This window comes from Rhodanobacter lycopersici, from assembly GCF_040812335.1.
In the GTDB taxonomy this organism is placed as follows: Bacteria; Pseudomonadota; Gammaproteobacteria; order Xanthomonadales; family Rhodanobacteraceae; genus Rhodanobacter_A; species Rhodanobacter_A lycopersici.
The window spans coordinates 620,229-641,031 of sequence record NZ_JBFOHK010000002.1; the positions used below are offsets into that span (position 1 = coordinate 620,229).

Annotated in this window: 16 protein-coding genes; 5 read left to right on the plus strand and 11 right to left on the minus strand. The window is 67.1% G+C overall.

Annotated elements, in window-relative coordinates; translation table 11 throughout:
* Nucleotides 1-12 precede the first annotated feature (12 nt).
* The 6 genes from ABQJ54_RS09685 to ABQJ54_RS09710 all read right to left on the minus strand — a co-directional run bounded on the left by ABQJ54_RS09685 (nucleotide 13) and on the right by ABQJ54_RS09710 (nucleotide 6,802).
* Nucleotides 13-1,278 (minus strand): NAD(P)/FAD-dependent oxidoreductase, encoded by a 1,266-nt coding sequence (locus ABQJ54_RS09685; RefSeq protein WP_367854089.1) that lies wholly within the window; start codon nucleotides 1,276-1,278, stop codon nucleotides 13-15.
* A 43-nt stretch (nucleotides 1,279-1,321) separates the two neighbouring features.
* The gene (locus ABQJ54_RS09690) at nucleotides 1,322-1,729 is read right to left on the minus strand and encodes a type II toxin-antitoxin system VapC family toxin (RefSeq protein WP_367854090.1); all 408 of its coding nucleotides are present in this window, start codon (nucleotides 1,727-1,729) and stop codon (nucleotides 1,322-1,324) included.
* A gap of 2 nt (nucleotides 1,730-1,731) precedes the next feature.
* Entirely contained in the window at nucleotides 1,732-1,956 is a 225-nt protein-coding gene (locus ABQJ54_RS09695; RefSeq protein WP_192107470.1) for a ribbon-helix-helix domain-containing protein, read from the minus strand.
* Nucleotides 1,957-2,058: 102 nt separating this feature from the next.
* Nucleotides 2,059-3,006, minus strand: coding sequence for a sterol desaturase family protein (locus ABQJ54_RS09700; protein ID WP_367854091.1), 948 nt, complete (start codon nucleotides 3,004-3,006; stop codon nucleotides 2,059-2,061).
* A 67-nt stretch (nucleotides 3,007-3,073) separates the two neighbouring features.
* A complete protein-coding gene (locus ABQJ54_RS09705) occupies nucleotides 3,074-5,251 on the minus strand; it encodes a primosomal protein N' (protein ID WP_367854423.1) in 2,178 nt (725 codons plus the stop codon).
* A 405-nt stretch (nucleotides 5,252-5,656) separates the two neighbouring features.
* On the minus strand, nucleotides 5,657-6,802 hold the full coding sequence (locus ABQJ54_RS09710) for a DUF3667 domain-containing protein (RefSeq protein WP_367854092.1): 1,146 nt from the start codon (nucleotides 6,800-6,802) through the stop codon (nucleotides 5,657-5,659).
* A gap of 97 nt (nucleotides 6,803-6,899) precedes the next feature.
* Between ABQJ54_RS09710 and ABQJ54_RS09715 the strand changes: the two genes are divergently transcribed.
* Both ABQJ54_RS09715 and sppA read left to right on the plus strand, forming a co-directional pair.
* Entirely contained in the window at nucleotides 6,900-8,312 is a 1,413-nt protein-coding gene (locus ABQJ54_RS09715) for an MATE family efflux transporter (RefSeq protein ID WP_367854093.1), read from the plus strand.
* A 50-nt stretch (nucleotides 8,313-8,362) separates the two neighbouring features.
* The gene (gene sppA / locus ABQJ54_RS09720) at nucleotides 8,363-10,273 is read left to right on the plus strand and encodes a signal peptide peptidase SppA (protein WP_367854094.1); all 1,911 of its coding nucleotides are present in this window, start codon (nucleotides 8,363-8,365) and stop codon (nucleotides 10,271-10,273) included.
* 81 nt (nucleotides 10,274-10,354) lie between these two features.
* Here the strand turns inward: sppA and ABQJ54_RS09725 are convergent, their stop codons facing one another.
* Together ABQJ54_RS09725 and ABQJ54_RS09730 are read right to left on the minus strand one after the other, a co-directional pair.
* Complete coding sequence (locus ABQJ54_RS09725) at nucleotides 10,355-11,182, minus strand: ABC transporter ATP-binding protein (protein ID WP_367854095.1); 828 nt, start codon at nucleotides 11,180-11,182, stop codon at nucleotides 10,355-10,357.
* Nucleotides 11,183-11,252: 70 nt separating this feature from the next.
* A complete protein-coding gene (locus ABQJ54_RS09730) occupies nucleotides 11,253-11,477 on the minus strand; it encodes a hypothetical protein (protein WP_367854096.1) in 225 nt (74 codons plus the stop codon).
* 80 nt (nucleotides 11,478-11,557) lie between these two features.
* On the opposite strand from ABQJ54_RS09730, the gene ABQJ54_RS09735 reads away from it, so the two are divergent.
* Complete coding sequence (locus ABQJ54_RS09735; protein WP_367854097.1) at nucleotides 11,558-12,340, plus strand: SDR family oxidoreductase; 783 nt, start codon at nucleotides 11,558-11,560, stop codon at nucleotides 12,338-12,340.
* 65 nt (nucleotides 12,341-12,405) lie between these two features.
* On the opposite strand, the gene ABQJ54_RS09740 is transcribed toward ABQJ54_RS09735, so the two are convergent.
* Together ABQJ54_RS09740 and ABQJ54_RS09745 are read right to left on the minus strand one after the other, a co-directional pair.
* Entirely contained in the window at nucleotides 12,406-13,047 is a 642-nt protein-coding gene (locus tag ABQJ54_RS09740) for a DUF4124 domain-containing protein (RefSeq protein WP_367854098.1), read from the minus strand.
* Nucleotides 13,048-13,077: 30 nt separating this feature from the next.
* Complete coding sequence (locus ABQJ54_RS09745; protein WP_367854099.1) at nucleotides 13,078-14,022, minus strand: DegV family protein; 945 nt, start codon at nucleotides 14,020-14,022, stop codon at nucleotides 13,078-13,080.
* 180 nt (nucleotides 14,023-14,202) lie between these two features.
* Between ABQJ54_RS09745 and ABQJ54_RS09750 the strand changes: the two genes are divergently transcribed.
* Nucleotides 14,203-14,994 carry an AMP nucleosidase gene (locus ABQJ54_RS09750; RefSeq protein WP_367854100.1) on the plus strand — a complete coding sequence of 264 codons (792 nt, stop codon included), beginning with the start codon at nucleotides 14,203-14,205 and terminating at the stop codon, nucleotides 14,992-14,994.
* Nucleotides 14,995-15,243: 249 nt separating this feature from the next.
* Complete coding sequence (locus ABQJ54_RS09755) at nucleotides 15,244-16,809, plus strand: sulfotransferase (protein WP_367854101.1); 1,566 nt, start codon at nucleotides 15,244-15,246, stop codon at nucleotides 16,807-16,809.
* Between the two features lie 96 nt (nucleotides 16,810-16,905).
* Here ABQJ54_RS09755 and ABQJ54_RS09760 read toward each other — a convergent pair whose 3' ends face one another.
* Entirely contained in the window at nucleotides 16,906-20,064 is a 3,159-nt protein-coding gene (locus ABQJ54_RS09760; RefSeq protein ID WP_367854102.1) for a TonB-dependent receptor, read from the minus strand.
* Nucleotides 20,065-20,803 lie beyond the last annotated feature (739 nt).

A 20,803-nucleotide genomic window follows, 5' to 3' on the forward strand; every position in this document is an offset into this window, starting at 1 on the left:
CGGCGGGCGCCGTCAGCCTCGATCCGTGCGCTTGTCCTGCCCGGTGATGATCCGCGCGTGCCGCGCCTGGGTCCAGTACGCCACCGCCCAGTCCAGCATCACCACCAACCGGTTGCGGAAACCGATCAGGAACCAGATGTGCGCGCCCAGCCATACCCACCAGGCGAGCACGCCGGACAGCCGCAGCTTGCCGAACTGGGCTACTGCCGCCATGCGGCCGATGGTGGCCAGCGCGCCCGTGTCGCGGTAGCGGAACGGCATGGCGCGCGTGTCGCCGTGCAGGCGTGCGGCGACCAGCTTGCCCGCGTGCTGGCCCATCTGCTTGGCGGCGGGGGCCACGCCCGGCACCGGGCGGCCGTCCTGCTGCACGCTGGCGAGGTCGCCGAGCACCAGCACCTCGGGATGGCCGGGCAGGGAAAGATCGTCCTGCACGGACACGCGTCCGGCGCGATCCAGCGGTGCATCGAGCATGCGACCCAGCGGCGAGGCGGCCACGCCCGCCGCCCACAGCACGGTGCGGGCCGCGATGCGTTGCCCGCCCAGGGTGACGCCGGCATCGTCCACCGCGGTCACGGCCTGCCCCAGCTGTACCTGCACGCCCAGTTGCTCCAGCTGCCGCTGCGCTTTCGCCGACAATGCGGGATCGAACGCGGCCAGCACGCGCGGGCCGGCTTCGACCAGCAGGATGTTGGCCGTGCTCGGCTGGGCGCGACGGAATTCGCCGGCCAGCGTGTGCCGCGCGATCTCGGCCAGCGTGCCGGCCAGTTCCACGCCGGTGGCGCCGCCGCCCACCACCACGAAATTGAGCCAGGCCTGGCGACGGGCGGGATCGTCCTCCTGCTCGGCGCGCTCGAACGCGGTGAGCACCCGGCGCCGGATCGCCAGCGCGTCGTCCAGCGATTTCAGCCCCGGCGCGTTGCCGGCCCAGTCGTCATGGCCGAAATACGCATGCGCGGCGCCGGTGGCGACGATCAGCCAGTCGTAGTCCAGCCGTTCGCGCGTGAGCTGCACGCGGCGTGGCGCGAGGTCGATGCCGGTGACCTCGTCCATCAGCACGGTGACGTTGCGCTGGTGGCGCAGGATCTGCCGCAGCGGCGCGGCGATCGAAGGCGCCGACAGGCCGGCGGTGGCGACCTGGTACAGCAGCGGCTGGAACAGGTGATGGTTGTGCCGGTCGACCAGGGTGATGCGCGCCGGCGTGCGGGCCAGGGCCTGCGTGGCGGTGAGCCCGCCGAAGCCGCCGCCGAGTATCACGATGTGGGGCAGTACATCGGGCATCGCATGACTCCCTGGCCTTCAATCCGGTGCTTCGAACCCGCTCTCATCCAGCCTCGTGCCAATTCACCCAATGCAACCCAGGCACGCGCGAAAACTCGCGTTCGTTGCGCGTCACCAGCGTGGCCTGGTGGCGCAGTGCCGTGGCGGCGATCAGGGTGTCGTGCGGACCGATCGGTGTACCGGTGGCTTCCAGCGCCACGCGGATGCGGGCCGCATGCTGCGCGCACTCGCTGTCGAACGGCAGCATCTGCATGGGTTGCAGCAGCTGGGCCAGCGCGGCCAGACGCGGGGTGGCCGCCGCGGTCGGCAGGCGCAGCAGGCCACAGCGCAGTTCGTATTCCACGATGGCGGGCACGCCAATCTCTGCGGGACGGAGGGCTTGCAGCCGCCTCACTACGCTCGCGTCGCCACGGAAGTAGTAGCTGATGGTGTTGCTGTCCAGCACCAGCATGCTCAGAAGCCCAAGCGCGGCATGTCGGCCACGCTGGGTGCATCCTCGCGCAGCGGGAAATCGGCGAAGCGTCCGGCCAGTGCCAGGCAGTCCTCCGGCCATTCGTGGGCCGCGTATTTGCGGATGGCTTCGGCCACCCAGCGGCTCTTGGACAGGCCACTGGCCTGTGCAGCCTCGTCCACCAGCGCCTGCGTGGCGTCGTCCAGATACAGGGTGATTTGGGACATGGCGGCCTCCAAAGAGGTTTCCAGATTATATGTTGATTATAAGTTCTCCACGTTGCGCATTCAATCGAGGAGGGGCGCGGGCCAACGTCCGCCGGCTACCGGTCAGTGACCCGGTGATCCCCAGCCGGGCGGCATCACGACCAGCAGCGCGCGCTTCTTCCATGAATCCGCGTTGCGGATATCGTGCCAGAGCAGGCCGATTTCGCCGAAATAGGTGTCGGTGAAATGATTGGGCTTCTGCGGGCGGCTCAAGCCGTATCTGGGCCTGATTCCGGGAGTCTCGCGGCGCAGCGTGCCGAACAGCTTGTCCCATATCGGCAAGGTATTGCAGTAGTTCGTGTCGATGTACTCCGGGTTGCTGGAGTGATGGACGCGATGATCCGAGGGCATCAGCAGCAGCGTGTCGAGGAAGCAGCCGGTTTTGCCGGATGGCCAGAGTTCCTCGCTGAAATGGATCAGCGAGCCCCAGCAGGCGTCGATCACCATGCAGAGTAGCAACAGCTCCACGGGCACGCCCAGGATCGAGCAGATCGCCGTGCGCACGAAGTTGGCGTAGGTGCCCTGCAGGAAGAAGGCGGCGAAGATCACGCCGAGATTCATGTGCGTGGGAGCGTGGTGCGGCGAGTGCAGCACCCACAGCAGCCGCACCTTGTGGCAGGTCCAGTGGTAGACGAAATGGCTCAGTTCCCACACGACGTAGGCATAGAAGAACCAGCCGACGCGCAGTGTCGCGGTGAATGGCGCGAATGCGGCGAAGTGCCGTTGTGTCCACAGGAACACATGGATGTTGACCAGCAGGCCGATGATCCAGTTGAACGCGTAGATCAGCACGGGGATCTTGTAGACCCCGTAGAGCCTGCGCGGCGAGCGATGGTAGGCCCAGACGAGAAAGGCGATCTCGCACATCAGGATCGCGGGGAAGATCGGCGAGACCACCGCCTCGATGCCCTGGATGCTCCTGAACGAGGCCAGCGTCAGGTGGTGCGTGGACGTCAGCGTCTCGATGCCGCCAAGGCCGAAGAAGTTGACCAATGCTTCGGGCAGTTTCATGCCGCCTCCCCATCGCCATCCGCCCGATCCTAGCGCGCCCGGAATTTGCCGGGGCGGAACTGCGCCATCAGTAGAGGTCGATGGGATCCACGTCGAGGGACCAGCGCACCTTGCGCGCGCCGGGCAGGCGCGCGAGTTGCGCGGCCCAGGGGTGCAGCGCGGCGTGCAGCTCGCGGCGGTTCGCGGCCTCCAGCAGCAGCTGGCCGCGTTGGCGGCCGGCGCGCAACGGCATCGGCGCGGGCATCGGGCCGGCGATCTGCAGGCCATGATCCGGCGGCAGCGCGGCACAGGCTTCGGCGAGGAAGCCGTCGACCGCCACGCGTTGCGTGGCCTCGGCGCGCAGCAACACCTGGTGCGCGAACGGCGGCAGCGCACTCTGCCGCCGTTCGGCGAGCAGGTTTTGCGCGGCGGCGGCATAGCCCTGCGTCAGCAGTTGGCGCAGCAGCGGATGATCCGGATGATGGGTCTGCAACAACACGCGGCCCGGCTTGGCGGCGCGTCCGGCGCGTCCGGCCACCTGCACCAGCTGCTGCGCCAGCCGTTCGCCGGCGCGGAAGTCCACGCTGAGCAGGCCTTCGTCCACGCCCGCGATGGCGACCAGGGTGAGGTTGGGCAGGTCGTGGCCCTTGGCCAGCATCTGGGTGCCGACGAGGATCGCGGGTTTCGCCTCGTCGCGCAGCTTGTCCAGCAGCTGTTCGAAAGCGTCGCGGCGGCGCGTGGTCTCGCGGTCGATGCGCAATACGGGCACGTCGGGGAAGCGCGCGGCCAATGCTTCCTCCAGCCGCTCGGTGCCCTGGCCCTGCGGCTTCAGCTCGGTGGCACCGCAGGCCGGGCAGGTGGCAGGAATGCGGCTGTGATAGTCGCAGTGATGGCAGACCAGGGCACGGCGGCCGGCATGCAGGGTCAGCGGGTGTTCGCAGCGCGGGCAGTCAGCATGCCAGCCGCAGGCGTGGCACAGCAGCACCGGCGCGTAGCCGCGGCGGTTGCGGAACACGAGTGCCTGTTCGCCGCGCGCCACCGTCTCGGCCACCGCGGCGAGCAGGGTGGGCGAGAGGCCGTGCTCCAGCCGCTGCGCGCGCATGTCCACGATCTGCACCGTGGGCGGCCGCACCGCGCCGGGCCGCGCGCGCAGATGCAGCGCGCGATAGCGGCCGGCTTCCACGTTCGCCAGCGATTCCAGCGACGGCGTGCCCGAGCCGAGCAGCACCGGCACGCCCAGCGCACGGGCACGCACCACGGCAAGGTCGCGCGCGTGGTAGCGGAAGCCTTCCTGCTGCTTGTAGGCGCCGTCGTGCTCCTCGTCGACGATGACGAGGCCCGCGTGCGGCAGCGGGGTGAACACCGCGGAGCGGGTGCCCAGGATCACCTTCGCCTCGCCCGATCGTGCGCGCAGCCAGGCACGGGCACGTTCGCCCTCGGCCAGGTTGGAATGGATCACCTCGACCGTCACGCCGAGGCGCTCGCGCAGGCGGCGCACGGTCTGCGGGGCGAGGCCGATCTCGGGCACCAGCAGCAGGGCTTGCCGGCCCTGCGCCAGCACGCGCTCGATCAGGGCGAGGTATACCTCGGTCTTGCCGCTGCCGGTGACGCCGTCGAGCAGGAAGGACTGGTAGCGGCCGAGATCGCCAGCCACCGTGTCGACGGCCTGTTGCTGTTCCGCGCTGAGTGGCGGCGCGGCGCGCGTGGCGATGGCGTTACTGACGGTACGTTCGCCACGTTCGACCAGGCCGGCTCCGAGCAGCCGCCTTGCCGCGGCGCGCCAGCCGGGCAGGCAGGCGTCCAGTTCGGCGACGCCCAGCGGACCCGTGGCGAGTTCGGCGAGCAGGCTGCGACTGGCGCCGCGCCGGCTGCCGGCATCCAGCGCGCTGCGTCCGGCGATGGTGAGCGACCAGCATTCCTCGCCCAGCGTTGGCAGCGGTTTTGCCTCGCGCAAGGCCAGCGGCAGTGCGTTCGCATAAGCTTCGCCGGGCGCGCCCAGCCAGTAGTCGGCGGCCCAGGCCAGGGTCTGCATCAGTTCGGCATCGAGCAGGGGCGCTTCGTCGAGCAGGCGCAGCGCGCGTTTCAGCTTGCCCATGCCCACCGCGGGCTCCACACCGGTGGCCACCACCACGCCCACCGCCTTGCCGCGGCCGAACGGCACCAGTACCCGGCTACCCGGCCGGATCCCGCCGCCGGCCGCGGGCGGCAGGTAGTCGAACAGGGTGGGCAGGGGTACCGGCAGGGCGACGCGCAGGACGGCGGGCATCATGGCGACCAAGTTTAGCGGCGTCGTCGAGGCCGCATTCTCCGCACAAGGGGCAGGCGGGGCAGAGCTTGCGGACACATGCTGCCCACGGGTCGAGGAGTAGGACGCAAGTCACTCAGCCGTGCAGGTTTTTTCGCTTATCCACAAGGGCTGTGGACAAGTCTGTGGACGACGCGGGGACGAGGGGCTCTGAAGCGCATGGTGAAGCCCTTCGCGACAGTCTGGACACGTTTTGGTCATGTGAAAAAATGTTTCCATATCAATAACTTGTGATTTTCGTCCAGCGAGCATTCATCGAACGGCCAAATGGTGAGGGGCGCCTTGACAGCCCGGTGACGCTGTGCAAAACCGCGGCCAGGTGGCCCCGGCCATGACGCCGCTGGGCGTGCGCCGGGGCGATTTGCGCTAGTGCGCCAGCCCCAACACGAATGCACAGATCAGCACGAAGAAGAGCAGCCAGAAGTAGCACCAGCCGATGCACCAGTACTTCAGCAGGGTCATCGGCCAGCCCTGCCGGTAGATGCGCTTCTGCATCAGCAACAGGTAGATCGGCGCCCACAGCACCAGGATCCGCTCCAGCCAGTTCAGCGGGTATGTGGTCCACAGCGCGTGCGGCTCCAGCCAGCCGGCCAGGGCGGCCAGCAGCGTGCACAGCAGCAGCCACAGGAACAGGAAGGCCTGGCTGTGCAGCGCCACGATCAGGTGCTCCATGTAGAGCCGCCGCTTGAACACGTAGAACAGCTTGAGCAGGAGTGCGAACACCGGCACCAGTACCAGCATGGCGCCCGGCAATTTGCCGAAGACGCCGTTGACCATGCGGTCCTTGGCTGCCTCGCGGCTCAACGCGTCGCCGTGCCGGAAGGCGTGCCAGTTGTCGAGCATGTGCTCGCGGACCGCATTCAACCGCTGGTTGGCGAAATCGGGCAGCCAGGCGATCTGCACCGGCTTGCTGGTCTCGCTCCGGGTGACCGGGGAGGCGGTGGCGTACGCCGCGGGCAGCGGCGGGGCGTGCAACTCCGCCAGCCGCCGGTCGGCGGCCGCGCGCAGCTGCTGCTTCACGCGAGCTGCCTGCGCGGCCATCGCGTCGTCGCCGAAGGTCCGCACGGCGTTCAGCGCGTTGTTCTTCTCGTCAAGCAGTTCGTGCACCTCGTCCGCGCTGTCGGCCTGGGCGAAATCGGTGCCGCGATCGAGCAGTACGTGCTGCTGGCGCTGTTCGATGCTGTGGCTGATCGCCGCCGAGGTGGCCAGGTGCAGCACGAAGAAGCACAGCAGGCACAGCACGAACATCAGCCGGAACGGCGCGATGTAGCGTACGCGGCGGCCGGAGAAATATTCCAGCGTGAGAAAGCCCGGCTTGAGGAACAGCGGCGGCAGCGTGTGCACGATGCGGCTGTCGATGTGCAGCACCGTCTCCACGGTTTCCTCGACCATGTGGTGCATCGGCTTGAGCACGCTGTGCATGGACTGACCGCACCCGTGGCAGAAGTCGCCCACCAGTGGCGTGCCGCAGTTGGCGCAGTGCTGGCCTTCGTGGCTGACCAATGACTTCATCGCGTGCCCCTTCTTTCCGCTGCAGCGCGCGATCTTGGCACAGCATGCGGCTCCCGACAGCCCCGCCCGCTAGAATGTCCGCTCGCAGGAGCCTTCGATGAAACCGTTTCGCCCCGAGCGTGCCCGCGTGCGGCACGAGATCGGCGCCACCATGCGCCTTGCCATCCCGCTGATCTTCGCCCAGTTGGCCGCGGTCGGCAGCAACGTGATCGACACGGTGCTTTCCGGCCACGTCAGCGCCCATGTGCTGGGCGCGGTGGCGGTGGGCGCCAACCTCTGGTCGCTGGTGATCGTCTGCGGCATCGGCATGATGATGGCGGTGCCGCCCTCGGTGGCGCAGCTGGACGGCGCCGGTCGGCGCCACGAGGTGGGCGGCGTGTTCCGCCAGGCATTGTGGCTGGCGCTGGGCATGGGCGCGGTGCTGTGGTTCGCGGTGCGCCATGCAGGGCCGCTGATCGACCTGATCGGGGTGACGCCCAGCCTGCGCCACGATGTGGAGCGTTTCCTGTTCGCGATCAGCTGGGGTGCGCCCGCGCTGACCTGCTACTTCGCGCTGCGCGGTTTGTCCGAAGGCCTGTCGCTGACCAAGCCGTCGATGGTTTTCGGCTTTGGCGGCCTCGCATTGCTGGTGCCGCTGGGCTACGTGCTGATGTTCGGCAAGCTGGGCATCCCGCCGCAGGGCGCGCATGGCTGCGGCATCGCCACCGCCACCGTGCTGTGGCTGGAGATGCTGGGCTTCGGCACCTACGTGCTGAAGCACCGCAACTACCGCGGGCTGAACCTGCTGGAGCGTTTCGAGTGGCCGCACTGGCGGCGCATCGGCGCGCTGCTGCACATCGGTGCGCCGATGGCGGTGACCCTGCTGGCCGAGGGTGGCATGTTCGTGGCCACCGCGCTGCTCATCAGCACGCTCGGCGAGGACGTGATCGCCAGCCACCAGGTGGCGCTCAACGTCGCCGCTTTGTTCTTCATGATCCCGTTGGGCCTGGCGATGGCGATCACCGTGCGGGTGGGCAACGCGGTGGGTCGTGGCGACGCCCGCGGCGTGCGCTACGCCGGCTTCTGCGGCATCGGCCTGACCCTGGCCACCCAGCTGGTCTCGGCGGCAATGATGCTGAGCCTGCCGCATTTCATCGCCACGCTGTACACGCACGATGTCAGGGTGATCGCGCTGGCGGCGCAGCTGATCGTGCTGGCCGGGCTGTTCCAGTTCTCCGACGGCATCCAGGTGGCCGCGAACGGAGCGCTGCGCGGGCTCAAGGACACCCGCGCGCCGATGGCGATCACGCTGTTTGCCTACTGGGGCGTGGGCATGCCCACGGGCTGGTGGCTGGCCTTCCATCGCGGTCTGGGCGCACGCGGCATGTGGATGGGCCTGATCGCCGGCCTGAGCGTGGCGGCGGTGATGCTGTTCACGCGCTTCTGGCGCAGCGCCTGGCGCGAGCGCTGGCGGCGGCACATGCCGGCCGCGGCGGAAGCGCCGATACCGGTCGCGCCAGGCATGACGTGACGCCGCGCAAGCGGCTACGCTAGCGCGCATCCACCACGGAACCCGCACCGATGCCGCCACCGCCCATGCCGTCACGCCCTTCGCCGTCGTCGGCAACCCCGCCGCCGCGCAGGCATGGCTTCTGGGCGGTGCTGTGCGGGATCGGCCGCGGCATCAACGTGGTGCGGCTGGTCATCATCAACGCGGTGTTCTTCTTCCTGCTGCTGATCGTGCTGCTGCTGGTTGTCGGTGGCGTCGCCGGCAGCCGGTCGTCGCATGAAGTGGCGGACAACAGCGTGCTGGTGCTCAAGCCGGAGGGCCAGCTGGTCGAGCAGTACAGCATCGACCCGCTGCAACGCACGCTGGCGCGGCTGTCCGGCAACAAGCCGGACCAGGTGCAGCTGCGCGACCTGGTCGGCGCCATCGACGCCGCCGCGCACGACAAGCGCATCAGCCGCATCCTGCTGCTGCCGGGCGACCTGCACGCTGGCGGCTTTGCCGCCTTGCGCGAGGTGGGCGCGGCGCTGGACCGCTTCCGCGCCACCGGCAAGCCGGTGATCGCCTGGGCGGCGAATCTCGACCAGGGCCAGTACTACCTCGCCGCGCATGCTGACCGCGTGCTGCTCGATCCGCAGGGCAGCCTGATGCTGACCGGCCTCGCCAACTACCGGCTGTTCTACAAGGATCTGCTCGACAAGCTGGGCGTGGACGTGCACCTGTTCCGCGTGGGCCAGTTCAAGAGCGCGGCCGAGCCGTACATCCTCGACCATGCCTCGGCCGCCTCGAAGGAGGCCGACGGCTACTGGATGGGCGGGCTGTGGGACGAATACCTCGCCGAGGTGGCGAAGCTGCGCAAGCTCGATACCGCGGCATTGCGCGCCGACGTCGACGACCTGCCGCAGACCATCGCCAGCACCCAGGGCGACCTCGCCAAGCTGGCGCTGGACGAACACCTGATCGACGGCACCGCCACCCGCGCCGAGCTGATCGCGATGCTGCACGCCCAGGGCGTGCCCGCGGCGAAGAACGGCCACGGTTTCCGTGCGGTGGACCTGGCGCAGTACGCCGCCGACCTGCCGGACAACACAAGCCTGTTCGCGCCCGGCGTCACCGTGGTGGTGGCCGAGGGCGAGATCGCCGCCGGCAAGCGTCCGCCGGGTTCGATCGGCGGCGAATCCACCGCTGCGCTGATCCGTGCCGCGCGCGAGGACAAGCGCACCAGGGCGCTGGTGCTGCGCGTCGACTCGCCCGGCGGCGAGGTGTACGCCGCCGAGCAGATCCGCCGCGAAGTGGCGCTCACCCGCGCGGCCGGCATCCCGGTGGTGGTGTCGATGGGCGACGTGGCCGCCAGCGGCGGCTACTGGATCTCGATGAACGCCGACCGCATCGTGGCCGAGCCGAACACCATCACCGGCTCGATCGGCATCTTCGGCATGTACTACACGGTGCCGAACACGCTGGCCAAACTCGGCATCCAGAGCGACGGCGTGGCTACCGGCCCGATGGCCGGTGCGTTCGACATCACGCGCCCGCTCGATCCCGGGGTGGGTGCGGTGATCCAGGCGACCATCGACAAGGGCTACCGCGATTTCGTGGGCGGTGTGGCCAAGGCACGCGGGAAGAGCTTCGCCGACATCGACGCGATTGCCCAGGGCCGCGTGTGGACCGGCAGCCAGGCGCTCGACCGCGGCCTGGTCGACCAGCTTGGCGGCCAGGACGACGCGGTGGCCGAGGCCGCCAGCCTCGCCAAGCTGGGCAAGACTTACCCGGTGCGCTACGAGCAGGCGCCGCTGGGCGCATTCGAGCGCTTCATGGTCGGCTTCAGCCAGAGCGCCAGCGTGGAGCTGCTGCAGTCATGGGGTGTGCGGCTGCCGCCGTGGTTCGCGCAGATCCACGCGCTGGCGCCGGAGCTGTCGCTGCTGCAGGACGCCAAGGCCGGTACGCCGAACGTCTACTCATACTGCTTCTGCTCGCCCCATTGATGCGGATTGCAGGAGCGCACCCTGTGCGCGATTGTCTTGCGCTTTGATCGAAGCAAGAGCCATCGCGCACAGGGTGCGCTCCTACGGCGGAGCCGCCGCCGCGTCGTACCAGTCGCCATGCTGCGCGACGTGCACCGGCATGCCGAACGCTTCGCCCAGCGCGTCGCCGGTGAGCACGGCGGCCTTGTCGCCCTGCCGCAGCACGCGGCCCTGTCCGAGCAGTAGCACCTGATCGATCTCGGGGATGATCTCCTCGACGTGGTGGGTCACCAGCAGCAGGGTGGTGCCGCTGCGCGCCAGCGCGCGCAGGCTTTCCAGGAAGCGGCGACGGCTGGCGAGATCCAGTCCGGCGCAGGGTTCATCCAGCAGCAGCGCGCGCGGTCGATGCACCAGGGCGCGGGCGATCAGCACGCGGCGCGCCTCACCGGTGGACAGGCTGGCCATCTCGCGGCCGATCAGCTGGCTGGCACCGAGTTGTTCGAGTGCGCCGCGAGCCCGTTCGCGCATGCTCTCGCTGACCTGGTGATCCAGCCCCAGTCCGCGCGCGGCGAAGAAGCCCGAGACCACCACGTCGAACACTTCCAGTGGCATCTCGCTGGTGTAGTCGCGCTGCACGGCTGGCGAGACGATGCCGAGCAAGCCGCGCAGTTCGGTCACGTTCCAATGCTCGCGGCCGAACACACGCACCGGGCTGCGGCCGTTGCCCGGTGCCAGCGGGTAGAGCTGGCGCGCGATCAACTGCACCAGGGTGGACTTGCCCGAGCCGTTGCCGCCGAGGATCGCGGTATGCCGGCCCGCGTCGACGCGCAGGCTGAAACGGTCGAGCACAGGCTGGCCGCCGCGCAGCACCGTGGCGGCGTCGATCTCCAGCAATGGCGGCGCAGAGGCGTGGTTGGTATCGGCATGCATGCCGCAAAGATGCCGGCAAACGCGACGACTGGCAAGGCACACGGACGTCGAGACGTCCAAATGCGACAGGCTATTGCGTCTGTGCCTCGATCTGCTTGCGTTGGTCCGCGGCCTGCTTGTCCACGATCTTCTGCACGTCCTTCGCACGCTGCTCGTCGGCCTTCATCGCGTCCCACGGCGTGGCGACGCGACTGCTGGCCGCCGCGGCCGGTTGCGCGGCCGCCGTGGGCGTTGGCGGCTTGCCGGAGCAGGCGGCGAGAGTGAGCAGGCACAGCAGGGGCAATGTGGCTTTCATCGCGCAAGCCTCGTGGAATGCAGGCGTCGAGTGTCCCGCTGCATGGTCTCTCCGGCAAGGCCATCGTGTAAGCTCGCGCCATGAACAGCCGCATCGACGCCTGGCAGCTGCACGGCCACACCGCCCTGGTCACCGGGGCCAGCAAGGGCATCGGCTACGCCACCGCGCACGAGCTGGCCGGGCTGGGCGCGAACCTGCTGCTGGTGGCGCGCGACGAGGACTACCTCGAACAGGTGCGGGTGGAGCTGGCCGACGAGTACGAGGGCATCGAGGTTTACGCGTTGGGTGCCGATCTCGCCGAGGCGGAGGACCGGCTCGCGGTGTTCGACTGGGTGGCCGATCTCGGCCTGCCGCTGTCGTTGCTGGTCAACAATGCGGGCGGCAACATGCCGAAACCGGCACTGGAGTACGGTGGCGATGACTACCGCGCGATCTTCGAACTGAACCTGTTCGCCGCGTTCGAGATGTGCCGGCTGGCGCATCCGCAGCTGGTGCAGCATGCGAACGCGGCGATCGTCAACGTGGGTTCGGTGTCCGGCGTCACCCACGTGCGCACCGGCGCCCCCTACGGCATGAGCAAGGCCGCGTTGCACCAGCTCACCCGCAACCTCGCCGCGGAGTGGGCCGTGGACGGCATCCGCGTCAATGCGGTGGCGCCGTGGTACATCCGCACCCAGCGCACCGATTCTGCGCTGGCCGACGAGGACTACCTGGAAGAGGTGCTGGATCGCACACCGCTCAGGCGCATCGGCGAGCCGGAGGAAGTGGCCGCGGCGATCGCCTTCCTGTGCCTGCCTGCCGCCAGTTACATCACCGGCCAGGTGCTGGGCGTGGACGGTGGCTTCCTCAGCTACGGCTTCTGACTTTCTGGCCGTAGGAGCGGCTTCAGCCGCGATCAGCGCTGCGGGAGTCGCGGCTGAAGCCGCTCCTACGGGCCGCCGCAACCCTGCAGTTGCGCGCGCAACCCGGCCTCGCGCTGGAGCAGCGGTGGCTGGTCGCTCTTGAAGGCACGGCTGAGTTTGCGTTCGTTCTCGGTCCAGTCCTTGCGCAGGACCTCGCAGGTCTCCTGCGGGCCCAGGGCACGGCAGCGATCCTGCACCCGGGTGTAGTAGTAGCCGGGGACCATGGCGGCGTTGGGCTGGTCGCGGCCCGTGTGGCTGGTCGCGTCGTATTGCTGTGTCAGCGAGGTGAGCAGGCCGACGATGCCGAGCGGTGCGTAGTAGCCGGGCGGCTCGCCGGTGGTGCTGATGTAGGTTTTGCCGTCGGTGGCGCGCACGCACTGGTACAGCGCGGGGATCGGTGCGGCTGGCGGCGGCGGGAGCGCCGGCGCGGTATCAACAAGCGGTGCCGTGCTGGTGGCCACCGCCGGCGCAGGGGCCGGTGGTGGTGACGCGGGCGGTGCGTCGAGAACGATCTGCCGCTGGCGTTGTGCGCCAGGACAGGGCGAGGACTGGTAACTGGCTTCGCCGTGCGTTCCCGTGCACTTGTAGACCGTCTGCGCATGACCCGGCACGCACAGGCCGGCACCGAGCAGTGCGAGACAGGCAGGCAAGGCGGGCAGGCGCGGCATCGTCTGTTCCACGGCCACGCAGGGCGAGCCTCAGAATGCGGCCTCGTGTTCCTCGGCAGCGAAGCCCAGGGTGACGGCGCCTTCGCCCACGTTGACCATGCCGGTGATGCTCATCGGCGCTTCCAGCAGGGTGACGCCGCATTCCTCGCAGGCCGTGCGCAGGCCGGTGTAGCCCGGCAGGTGCGACAGCACGGCGAGGTCGCCGCCGTAGCTCGCGCACACCACCGGTACCAGCAGGCCGGCGCGCACGCGGGCGGCGGCGTAGTCGAACAGCTGCTGCGCGCCTTGTTCGAAGCCGCGCGCCTTGCCCACCGGCCCGGTCTCGCCGCGGAAGCAGCGCAGGATCGGCTTGATGTCCAGCGCGGAGCCCAGCACCGCGCTGAACAGCCCCACGCTGCGGTCGTTCTTCTTCTTGGCGCGGGCGCGCAGGTAGTACAGGTCGCGCGGCAGCATGTAGCCGTAGCTGTGATTGGCGATGTGGTTGAGTCGTTCGCGGATCGTGGCCGGCGCCTCGTCCGCGGCGATCAGCCGGGCCGCCTCCCAGATCGCCGGTGCGGCGCCGGCGAAGATGTTGCGGGTGTCGATCACCCGCATCAGGAACGGGCCGTTGATCCCGGCCGGCTCGCGCACCTCGCGATAGCCGCGCAGCACCGCGAAGCTGGCGCGCACCACGTTGTCGTGGATCGGGCTGCGGGTGGCGGTGATGGTGAGGCAGAACATGCAGTCCTGCTCCAGCACCAGGCGCTTCAGGAACAGCTGCTGCACTTCCTCGGCCGTGGTCGGCTCGGTTTCCGCCGAGTGGCTGCGGTTGCCGAGGCGGCGGTTGATGAAGCGCTGGATCTCCGCCGGGTCGCGGTCATCCATGAAGGTCTCGCCATCCACCTTCACGGTGATCGGCATCACCGTGATGCGGTGTTCCTGCACGAACGCCTGCGGCAGATCGCAGGCGGCGTCCATGGTCAGCCCCATGCGCATGTGTCATCCCCCTCGAATGGCATTCGCAACATAACACGCGGCCGCGCCGAATTCCGGAGGGCGGCAGGCGAGGGCGCCTGCATCCATATAATGCGGGGCAGACCTGAGGATCCCGCCGGCGTGGCGTCGCCGGCACCCTCCGCGGGCGCGGAGGTTCCCCATCGGACAAGGCAATACCGCATGAAAGAGAAGTACGAGATCGTCACCAACTGGCTGCCGCGCTACACCGGCACGTCGCTGGAGCAGTTCGGCCAGTACATCCTGCTCACCAATTTCGGCCACTACGTGGACCTGTTCGCCGAGTGGCACGGCGTGGAAGTGCAGGGCCGCGACCGGCCGATGCCCAATGCCACCGCCGACGGCATCACCCTGATCAACTTCGGCATGGGCAGCCCCAACGCCGCCACCGTGATGGACCTGCTCAGCGCGATCACGCCGAAGGCGGCGCTGTTCCTCGGCAAGTGCGGCGGGCTCAAGAAGAAGAACCAGATCGGCGACCTGGTGCTGCCGATCGCCGCGATCCGCGGCGAGGGCACCAGCAACGATTACCTGCCACCCGAGGTGCCGGCGCTGCCTGCGTTCCAGCTGCAACGCGGCGTCTCGACCATGATCCGCGACCTCGGCCACGATTACTGGACTGGCACCGTCTACACTACCAACCGCCGGGTCTGGGAGCACGACGAGAACTTCAAGTCCTATCTCCGGCGCACCCGCTGCATGGCGGTGGACATGGAAACCGCCACCATCTTCGCCGCCGGTTTCGCCAACGGGATTCCCTGCGGTGCGCTGCTGCTGGTCTCCGACCAGCCGATGATCCCCGAGGGCGTGAAGACCGAAGCCAGCGACCGCAAGGTCACCGAAAAGTACGTCGAGGCCCACATCCGCGTCGGCATCGAGGCGCTCAAGCTGGTCCGCCGCAACGGCCGCAGTGTGAAGCACCTGCGTTTCGAGGAGGATGGCGAAGGGGAATGAGGGCGGGGCCGGTCGGCACGCAGATGCGACCGACCGGCCTGCGCGCAACGCTTCCGGATGATCGGGGGCGCCGGGAAGATCCGTATCCCGCTGCGCGCATCCATGCAGAGGTACCCGCCAGGGGAGCGATCACATGCGACAATCTGCGGGCCTTGCGCACCCCGCCATCAATGAAGCTGATCGGCGTGTCCTGGAGGTGGTTCGTGCATGCGAGGCCAGGTTCTGACCATCAAGCGAGCAATCCGGTCCATGCCACCACAGCCCACACTTTCGCCGGCAACGCGCCGATTGCTGGCAGACGCCGGGGCGGCGCTCAATCAAAGGCAGCCCGATCTTGCCGAGCGCCTGCTTGCGCAGGTGCTCGCGGCCGAGCCGGATCTGTTCGATGCGCAATTCCTGTATGGGCTCGCCTGCCTCATGCGCGGCGACAGTGCCAGGGCCGCCGGTTTTCTGCGCAAGGCCGCCGGACAGCGTCCTGGCGACGCAAACATCCAGATGTACCTGGGCTGCGCCCTGCAGGATGCAGGTGTCCCGGATGAGGCGTTGGTCCATCTGCGCCGTGCTTGCGAGATGGCACCCGGACAGGCGTCGCCCTGGTACAACCTTGGCAAGGCATTGAAGCAGCAGGCATGGCTGGACGATGCAGCCGAGGCATTGCGTCGCGCGCTGGCGCTGGACGACCGGCACGTCCTTGCGCGTATCTGTCTGGCGGACATCTGCACCATGCAAGGCGATATAGCCCGGGCGGTTGCCGAGTACCGGCGCGTGCTGCGTCAGCAGCCCGACCAGGCCAAGGCATGGCACGCGCTCGCCAACCTGAAGACCGAGCCGCTGAATCATGAGGATATCGGGCAGATCCGGCTGGCCCTGCGCAATCCCGGCATCAGTTCCGAAACACGCACCGAGCTGGGCTTCAGCCTGTTCAGGGCGTTGGAGGATCAGCACGATTACGCGGGCGCCTTCGCGGCGTTGCGCGAGGCGAATGCCGAGATGCGGCGCCAGGTGGGCTGGGATGCCGCTGCCGAGCGCGCGCGCATTGACGCCATCATGGAGACCTTCCGCTTGCCCTTGCCGGCACCGCTGGATCCGGCGCTGGGACGGGAGGCGATCCTGATCGTCAGCCTGCCGCGCTCGGGCTCGACGCTGGTCGAACACATCCTGGCCTCGCATCCGCAGGTCGAGGGCGCCAACGAGATTCCCGACCTGTCGCAGGTGATCGAGGATGAATCCCGCCGGCGTGGCCAGCCGTTTCCGCAGTGGGTGGCGACGGCGACGGCGCAGGACTGGTGGCGGCTGGGCAAGGACTACCTGGCGCGCACCGCAAGGTGGCGCGAAAAGCGCCCCCGTTTCAGCGACAAGAGCCTGTTGAACTGGCCGCTGGTGGGGGCGGCCCTGGCCATGCTGCCCGGCGCGAAAATCATCGACTGCCATCGCGATCCGCTCGAAACCTGTTTCGCCTGCTACCGCCAGCTGTTCCGGCACAGCATGCATTTCAGCTACGACCTCGACGACATGGCCGACCACTACCGGGACTACCGGCGCGTGATCGACTTCTGGCAGTCGCGCTATCCGGGCCGGGTACTGGATTTCTCTTACGAAGCGTTGTTGCAGGAGCCGGAGATACAGATTCGCCACCTGCTTGCCTTCTGTGATCTGCCTTTCGATCCCGCCTGCCTCACGCCCCACCAGACCAAGCGCGAAGTGCTCAGCACTGCCAGCGCGGCGCAGGTGCGCGAACCCATCCGTGCAGATACGGCGCACAGCGCGCCGTACCTGGAGTGGTTGCAGCGGTTGCGGGAGCGGTTGGTGCACTGAAACGGACAAGGCCGCCGGGTAACCGGCGGCCTTGTCCGTTTTCGCATCTCCGCGCCATGCCGCCAGCTTGCGGCGGCATGGCGCGGAGGTTGTTGCTTACCAGTCGAACTTGGCGTTGAACTCCACGTAGCGCGGGAGCTCCACCGCATAGCCTGTCACGCCGCCGATCGGCAGCTTGTACGCGGTATCCGGTGCACCACCCACGCCATCGTGGGTAACGACGTAAGCCGTGTCCTTCTGCTCGTTGAACACGTTCTGGACCTGCACCTGGAGAGTCAGGTGCTTGCCGGCCCACTCCGGGATGTAGCTGACGGACAGGTCGAGCTTGTGGGTCCACGGCGTATGGCCGGCCTTGCCCGGAGGCGACGGCATGCCGTTGCACCAGTGATAAGCCTCGCCGTAACCCTCCGCATCGATCTGGTCTGGGCCCCAGGCACCCAAACAAGTGATGGGTGCGCCCGACTGGACGATATACAAACCACTGACCAACCACTCGGGAGTGATCGCATAGGTGCCATAGGCCTTCAACGTGTGGCGATGCGAATTGGGCAGTTCACCGTTCGAATACTGCATCAGCTCGGGGAAATCCCAGGCTTCGCTGATCGAACCGGACTGTCCGCCACCCGAAGCGGCCGACGCGTTGCTGGTCTGGCCGAGCGGCGAGTAGGTCGGGCCTTCCGTGGTGCCGTAGCTCTTGGCGAACACGTAGTCGATCTTGCCCATCCATTTGCCATCCCACGGATGCTCAAGGGCTTCTTCCAGGCTGTAGTACTTGCGGAATGCGGCCGGGAAGCCCGTGACGTATCCACCAGTCACCGTGTGCGGATTCCACGTGTAGGTCTTGTAGGTGCCGTCGGTCGCCAGGTAACGCACCTTGTTGCTGCGCCCGGGGTTGACCAAAATGTCCGTTTGGAAGGCGCTGTCAAGCGCATCGGCAGGCTCGGTGACAGTACCGGTGTCATCGATGATGTTGTTCATCCTCGAGTAGGTCGCCTGCGAGGTCCAGACCAGCGCCTGACCGAACGCGTTGAGCGTCTTCTGGAAGCCCAGCACGTACTCGTCCTGGTACATCGGTTTCAGGTCCGAGGCGGCAATCGTCTTCGGATCCTTCGGCGTGCCGTACTCGCCGTCGGGCGAATAGGGCGTCGCGGTCGTGGGAACCTGGGTCAGGCCCTGCGGAATGCCGTTCGAGTCGATGGACGCGTAGGTGTAGTACTCATTGAGGTAGGCATTGGCACCCGCCATGCGCACACCGAGACCCGTGGGCAAGGCAAGGTAGTAACGCCCCACGTTGCCGTACAGCTTGGCGCTGCTGTCGCCGAAGATGTCCCAGCTGAAGCCCAGGCGCGGCTGCCACTGCGGCGAGGTCTCCCGGATGTACGGCTGGTTACCGGCGCTGTAGTTGATGAACTGGTCGTTGCGCAGGCCGAGGTTCAGCAGCAGGTTCGGCGTGACCTGCCAGTTGTCCTCGACGTATTGCGCCTTCTGCTCCACCGTGAACGAGGCCACGCCGCCATACGTCCGCTTCACGACGTAGTAGCTGCTGGCAGTGTCGCCGGTACCCACCGCGCCGCCGTTGGGGTAGTTGATCGGGTTGAGGGCGCACTGGCCCAACGCATTGCACGACAGGGTCGGCGAGGAGAAGTTCTTCGAGCCCTGCTTGCCGTAGATCCAGTAATACCCCGGACCGGCACTCTGGCTGCCGTCGTTCATGTCCGTGCTGCGCATGTTGTCGATACCGAACTTCACGTCGTGATCGCCCAGCTTCCAGTCGAGGTCCAGACGGAAGTTGTTCTCGCTGGACTTGTGGTCCGGAGAGGGGATGGTGAGCGCGTTGTTGTTCGTGTTGCCGGCGCCCGGAACGGTCGGGTTCTGGCTTCCGACGCCAGACACGCCCGCCAGCAGCACATCGAAGCCTGGATAGGTCACTTGCTGGCTGTAGTACGTACTCTTCATCTTGCCGGCCAGCACGCTCAGCGTGAGGTTGTCGGTGATGTACGAGGTGTACTTCAGGATGCCGATGTCGAACTTGCTCGAGTACAGCGGGTTGTTGATGCCGGCGTAGCTGCCCGCGGTATTCGTGCTGTAGTCGTAGTTGTAGGCGTTGTTCGAGAGGTCTTCGAGCTTGCTCGAGGCGTAGGTGGCCTCAAGAACATTGTTGTCGTTGATGTTCCAGTCCAGCTTGCCGTAGAACTTGGGCAAGCTGGTGCTGTGCGAGTTGTAGTACGGCGAATCGACCGAGCCGGTGGCCTTGCTGCTGTCGTGCTGGGCCTCGGCCGTGATGTAGAAGAACAGCTTGTCCTTGATCAGCGGGCCGGACACGTAGGCGTCGTAGACCGTGCTCCAATCGCTGTTCCGGCGGCGATTGACGAATATGTCGCCTACTTGCTGGCCCGGCGTGGTCGACGCCGGGTTCGCGTAGTAGATATTGTCGTAACCGCTTTGCGCCCAGGACGGTGCCCAGGTGACATAGACGCCAGCGTGGAAATCGTTGCCGCCACGATGGCCGATCTGGCTGATCACGCCGCCGGTGGAGCGGCCGTATTCGGCGCCGTAGCCGGAGGTGATGGTCTGCTGCTCGGCGATGGCGAAGTACGGCAGGGCGATGCCGCCCGCGTTGCCCACCGGATCGGTGGTGTTGAAGCCGTTGATGTAGTAGGCGTTCTCAGCCGTCGAGTCGCCGCCGAAGGAGATCAGCGGGGTACCGGCCGGACCGGTGCCGAGGCTGGCGTTGCCGCCGGCGACGCCGGGCGCCAGCACGGCGATGGACTCGGCGTTGCGCGCGAGCGGCAGCTGCTTCAGCTGCTGGGCGGTGATCACCGAGGTCTGGCGGGTCGAGGACACGTCGATCGCAGGCAGCGAATTGGCCGTGACCGTGACGCTGGAAAGGTTCTGCACATTCTTGCCGGCTTCGGCGGCGGCAAATGGCACTGGCGTGCCACCTGCCACACTCACCTGCACGTGCTCGCGCTTGGACACCTCGTTGCCGCCCTGCATCAGCGACACGGTGTAGTCGCCCACCGGCAACTGGTTGGCGCCATAGCGGCCATCGCTGCCGACCGCCACTTCGCGGGTCAGGCCAGTCTGGTTGTTGACGATGCGAACTGTCTCGCCGGACGCCACCGGCGCGGTGCCGTAGACCGAGCCGGTCGTGGCCTGACCATAGGCTACGCCCGTGAGGCCCAGGCCCACCGCCAAGGCAGCGGCCAAAGTATTGCGGCGGTATTGGCCTTCCCGCATGAAGCGCTTGCTCATTGCTGACTCCCCTAAACAAACCCGTTATGGGTGACTGGAAACCGGTCATGCCAGTCGTCTCATGCGACGGCATGGCGTCGAACGCGAGGCTGCAATCGGCTGGCTGATGCCGCGACGAACTGCGGCGGTGACGGAAATTGCGCTTAGATCTCGCGTCCGCTTCATTTCCGCAAAAAACAAACAGTGCAGCCTTGCGGCCGGAACTTAATTCGCCCATTCGATGGATGTCAACAAATTTTTATCATGTTTGGAGCACCATCCAAACAATCGCAAGATTATGCTTATTTATATAAGCTATTGATATGTATAGATAAATTTCGCAACACTGAAGCAACGGTATCAGTGCCAGTGAGAGAAGCGTCGACTCGGGATTCGCGCGTCATTTCTTTCAAATCATTAACTTGCGCGGAGCGACGCCATGCAGAGGCGCGTCTAAAAATTCATGGGCATCGCAATATATTGCGATTCTTGCAGGCAGCTTGTCGGCGCCTTGCGGCTTCAATCTGTCGATCTCGTTGGATCCGCCCAATCAAGACCACCCTGCAACCAGGATGTCTGTCAGGTCGATGCTTGCAGGGCGAGTTGCAGCGTGGGGGCTTGTCACATGGACTCTGCTGTCCAGATTCCGCAATTTTCCGTGCCGCGACGGGATCAGCGTCGGCCTGGTCTAGTCAAAGGCGAATGGCATTCGAGTCCATTGACGACCTGATCGGCAATTGTGGCCAGCCGTGTGAGCGGC

Bases quoted from the DNA above. Each gene is read 5' to 3' on its own strand.
- ABQJ54_RS09725 (WP_367854095.1), bottom strand. From the start codon at position 11,182: ATGCATGCCGATACCAACCACGCCTCTGCGCCGCCATTGCTGGAGATC.
- ABQJ54_RS09730 (WP_367854096.1), bottom strand. From the start codon at position 11,477: ATGAAAGCCACATTGCCCCTGCTGTGCCTGCTCACTCTCGCCGCCTGC.
- ABQJ54_RS09745 (WP_367854099.1), bottom strand. From the start codon at position 14,022: ATGCGCATGGGGCTGACCATGGACGCCGCCTGCGATCTGCCGCAGGCG.
- ABQJ54_RS09715 (WP_367854093.1), top strand. From the start codon at position 6,900: ATGAAACCGTTTCGCCCCGAGCGTGCCCGCGTGCGGCACGAGATCGGC.
- ABQJ54_RS09755 (WP_367854101.1), top strand. From the start codon at position 15,244: ATGCCACCACAGCCCACACTTTCGCCGGCAACGCGCCGATTGCTGGCA.
- ABQJ54_RS09695 (WP_192107470.1), bottom strand. From the start codon at position 1,956: ATGTCCCAAATCACCCTGTATCTGGACGACGCCACGCAGGCGCTGGTG.
- ABQJ54_RS09740 (WP_367854098.1), bottom strand. From the start codon at position 13,047: ATGCCGCGCCTGCCCGCCTTGCCTGCCTGTCTCGCACTGCTCGGTGCC.
- ABQJ54_RS09750 (WP_367854100.1), top strand. From the start codon at position 14,203: ATGAAAGAGAAGTACGAGATCGTCACCAACTGGCTGCCGCGCTACACC.
- ABQJ54_RS09705 (WP_367854423.1), bottom strand. From the start codon at position 5,251: ATGCCCGCCGTCCTGCGCGTCGCCCTGCCGGTACCCCTGCCCACCCTG.
- ABQJ54_RS09710 (WP_367854092.1), bottom strand. From the start codon at position 6,802: ATGAAGTCATTGGTCAGCCACGAAGGCCAGCACTGCGCCAACTGCGGC.
- ABQJ54_RS09735 (WP_367854097.1), top strand. From the start codon at position 11,558: ATGAACAGCCGCATCGACGCCTGGCAGCTGCACGGCCACACCGCCCTG.
- ABQJ54_RS09690 (WP_367854090.1), bottom strand. From the start codon at position 1,729: ATGCTGGTGCTGGACAGCAACACCATCAGCTACTACTTCCGTGGCGAC.
- ABQJ54_RS09760 (WP_367854102.1), bottom strand. From the start codon at position 20,064: ATGAGCAAGCGCTTCATGCGGGAAGGCCAATACCGCCGCAATACTTTG.
- sppA (WP_367854094.1), top strand. From the start codon at position 8,363: ATGCCGCCACCGCCCATGCCGTCACGCCCTTCGCCGTCGTCGGCAACC.
- ABQJ54_RS09685 (WP_367854089.1), bottom strand. From the start codon at position 1,278: ATGCCCGATGTACTGCCCCACATCGTGATACTCGGCGGCGGCTTCGGC.
- ABQJ54_RS09700 (WP_367854091.1), bottom strand. From the start codon at position 3,006: ATGAAACTGCCCGAAGCATTGGTCAACTTCTTCGGCCTTGGCGGCATC.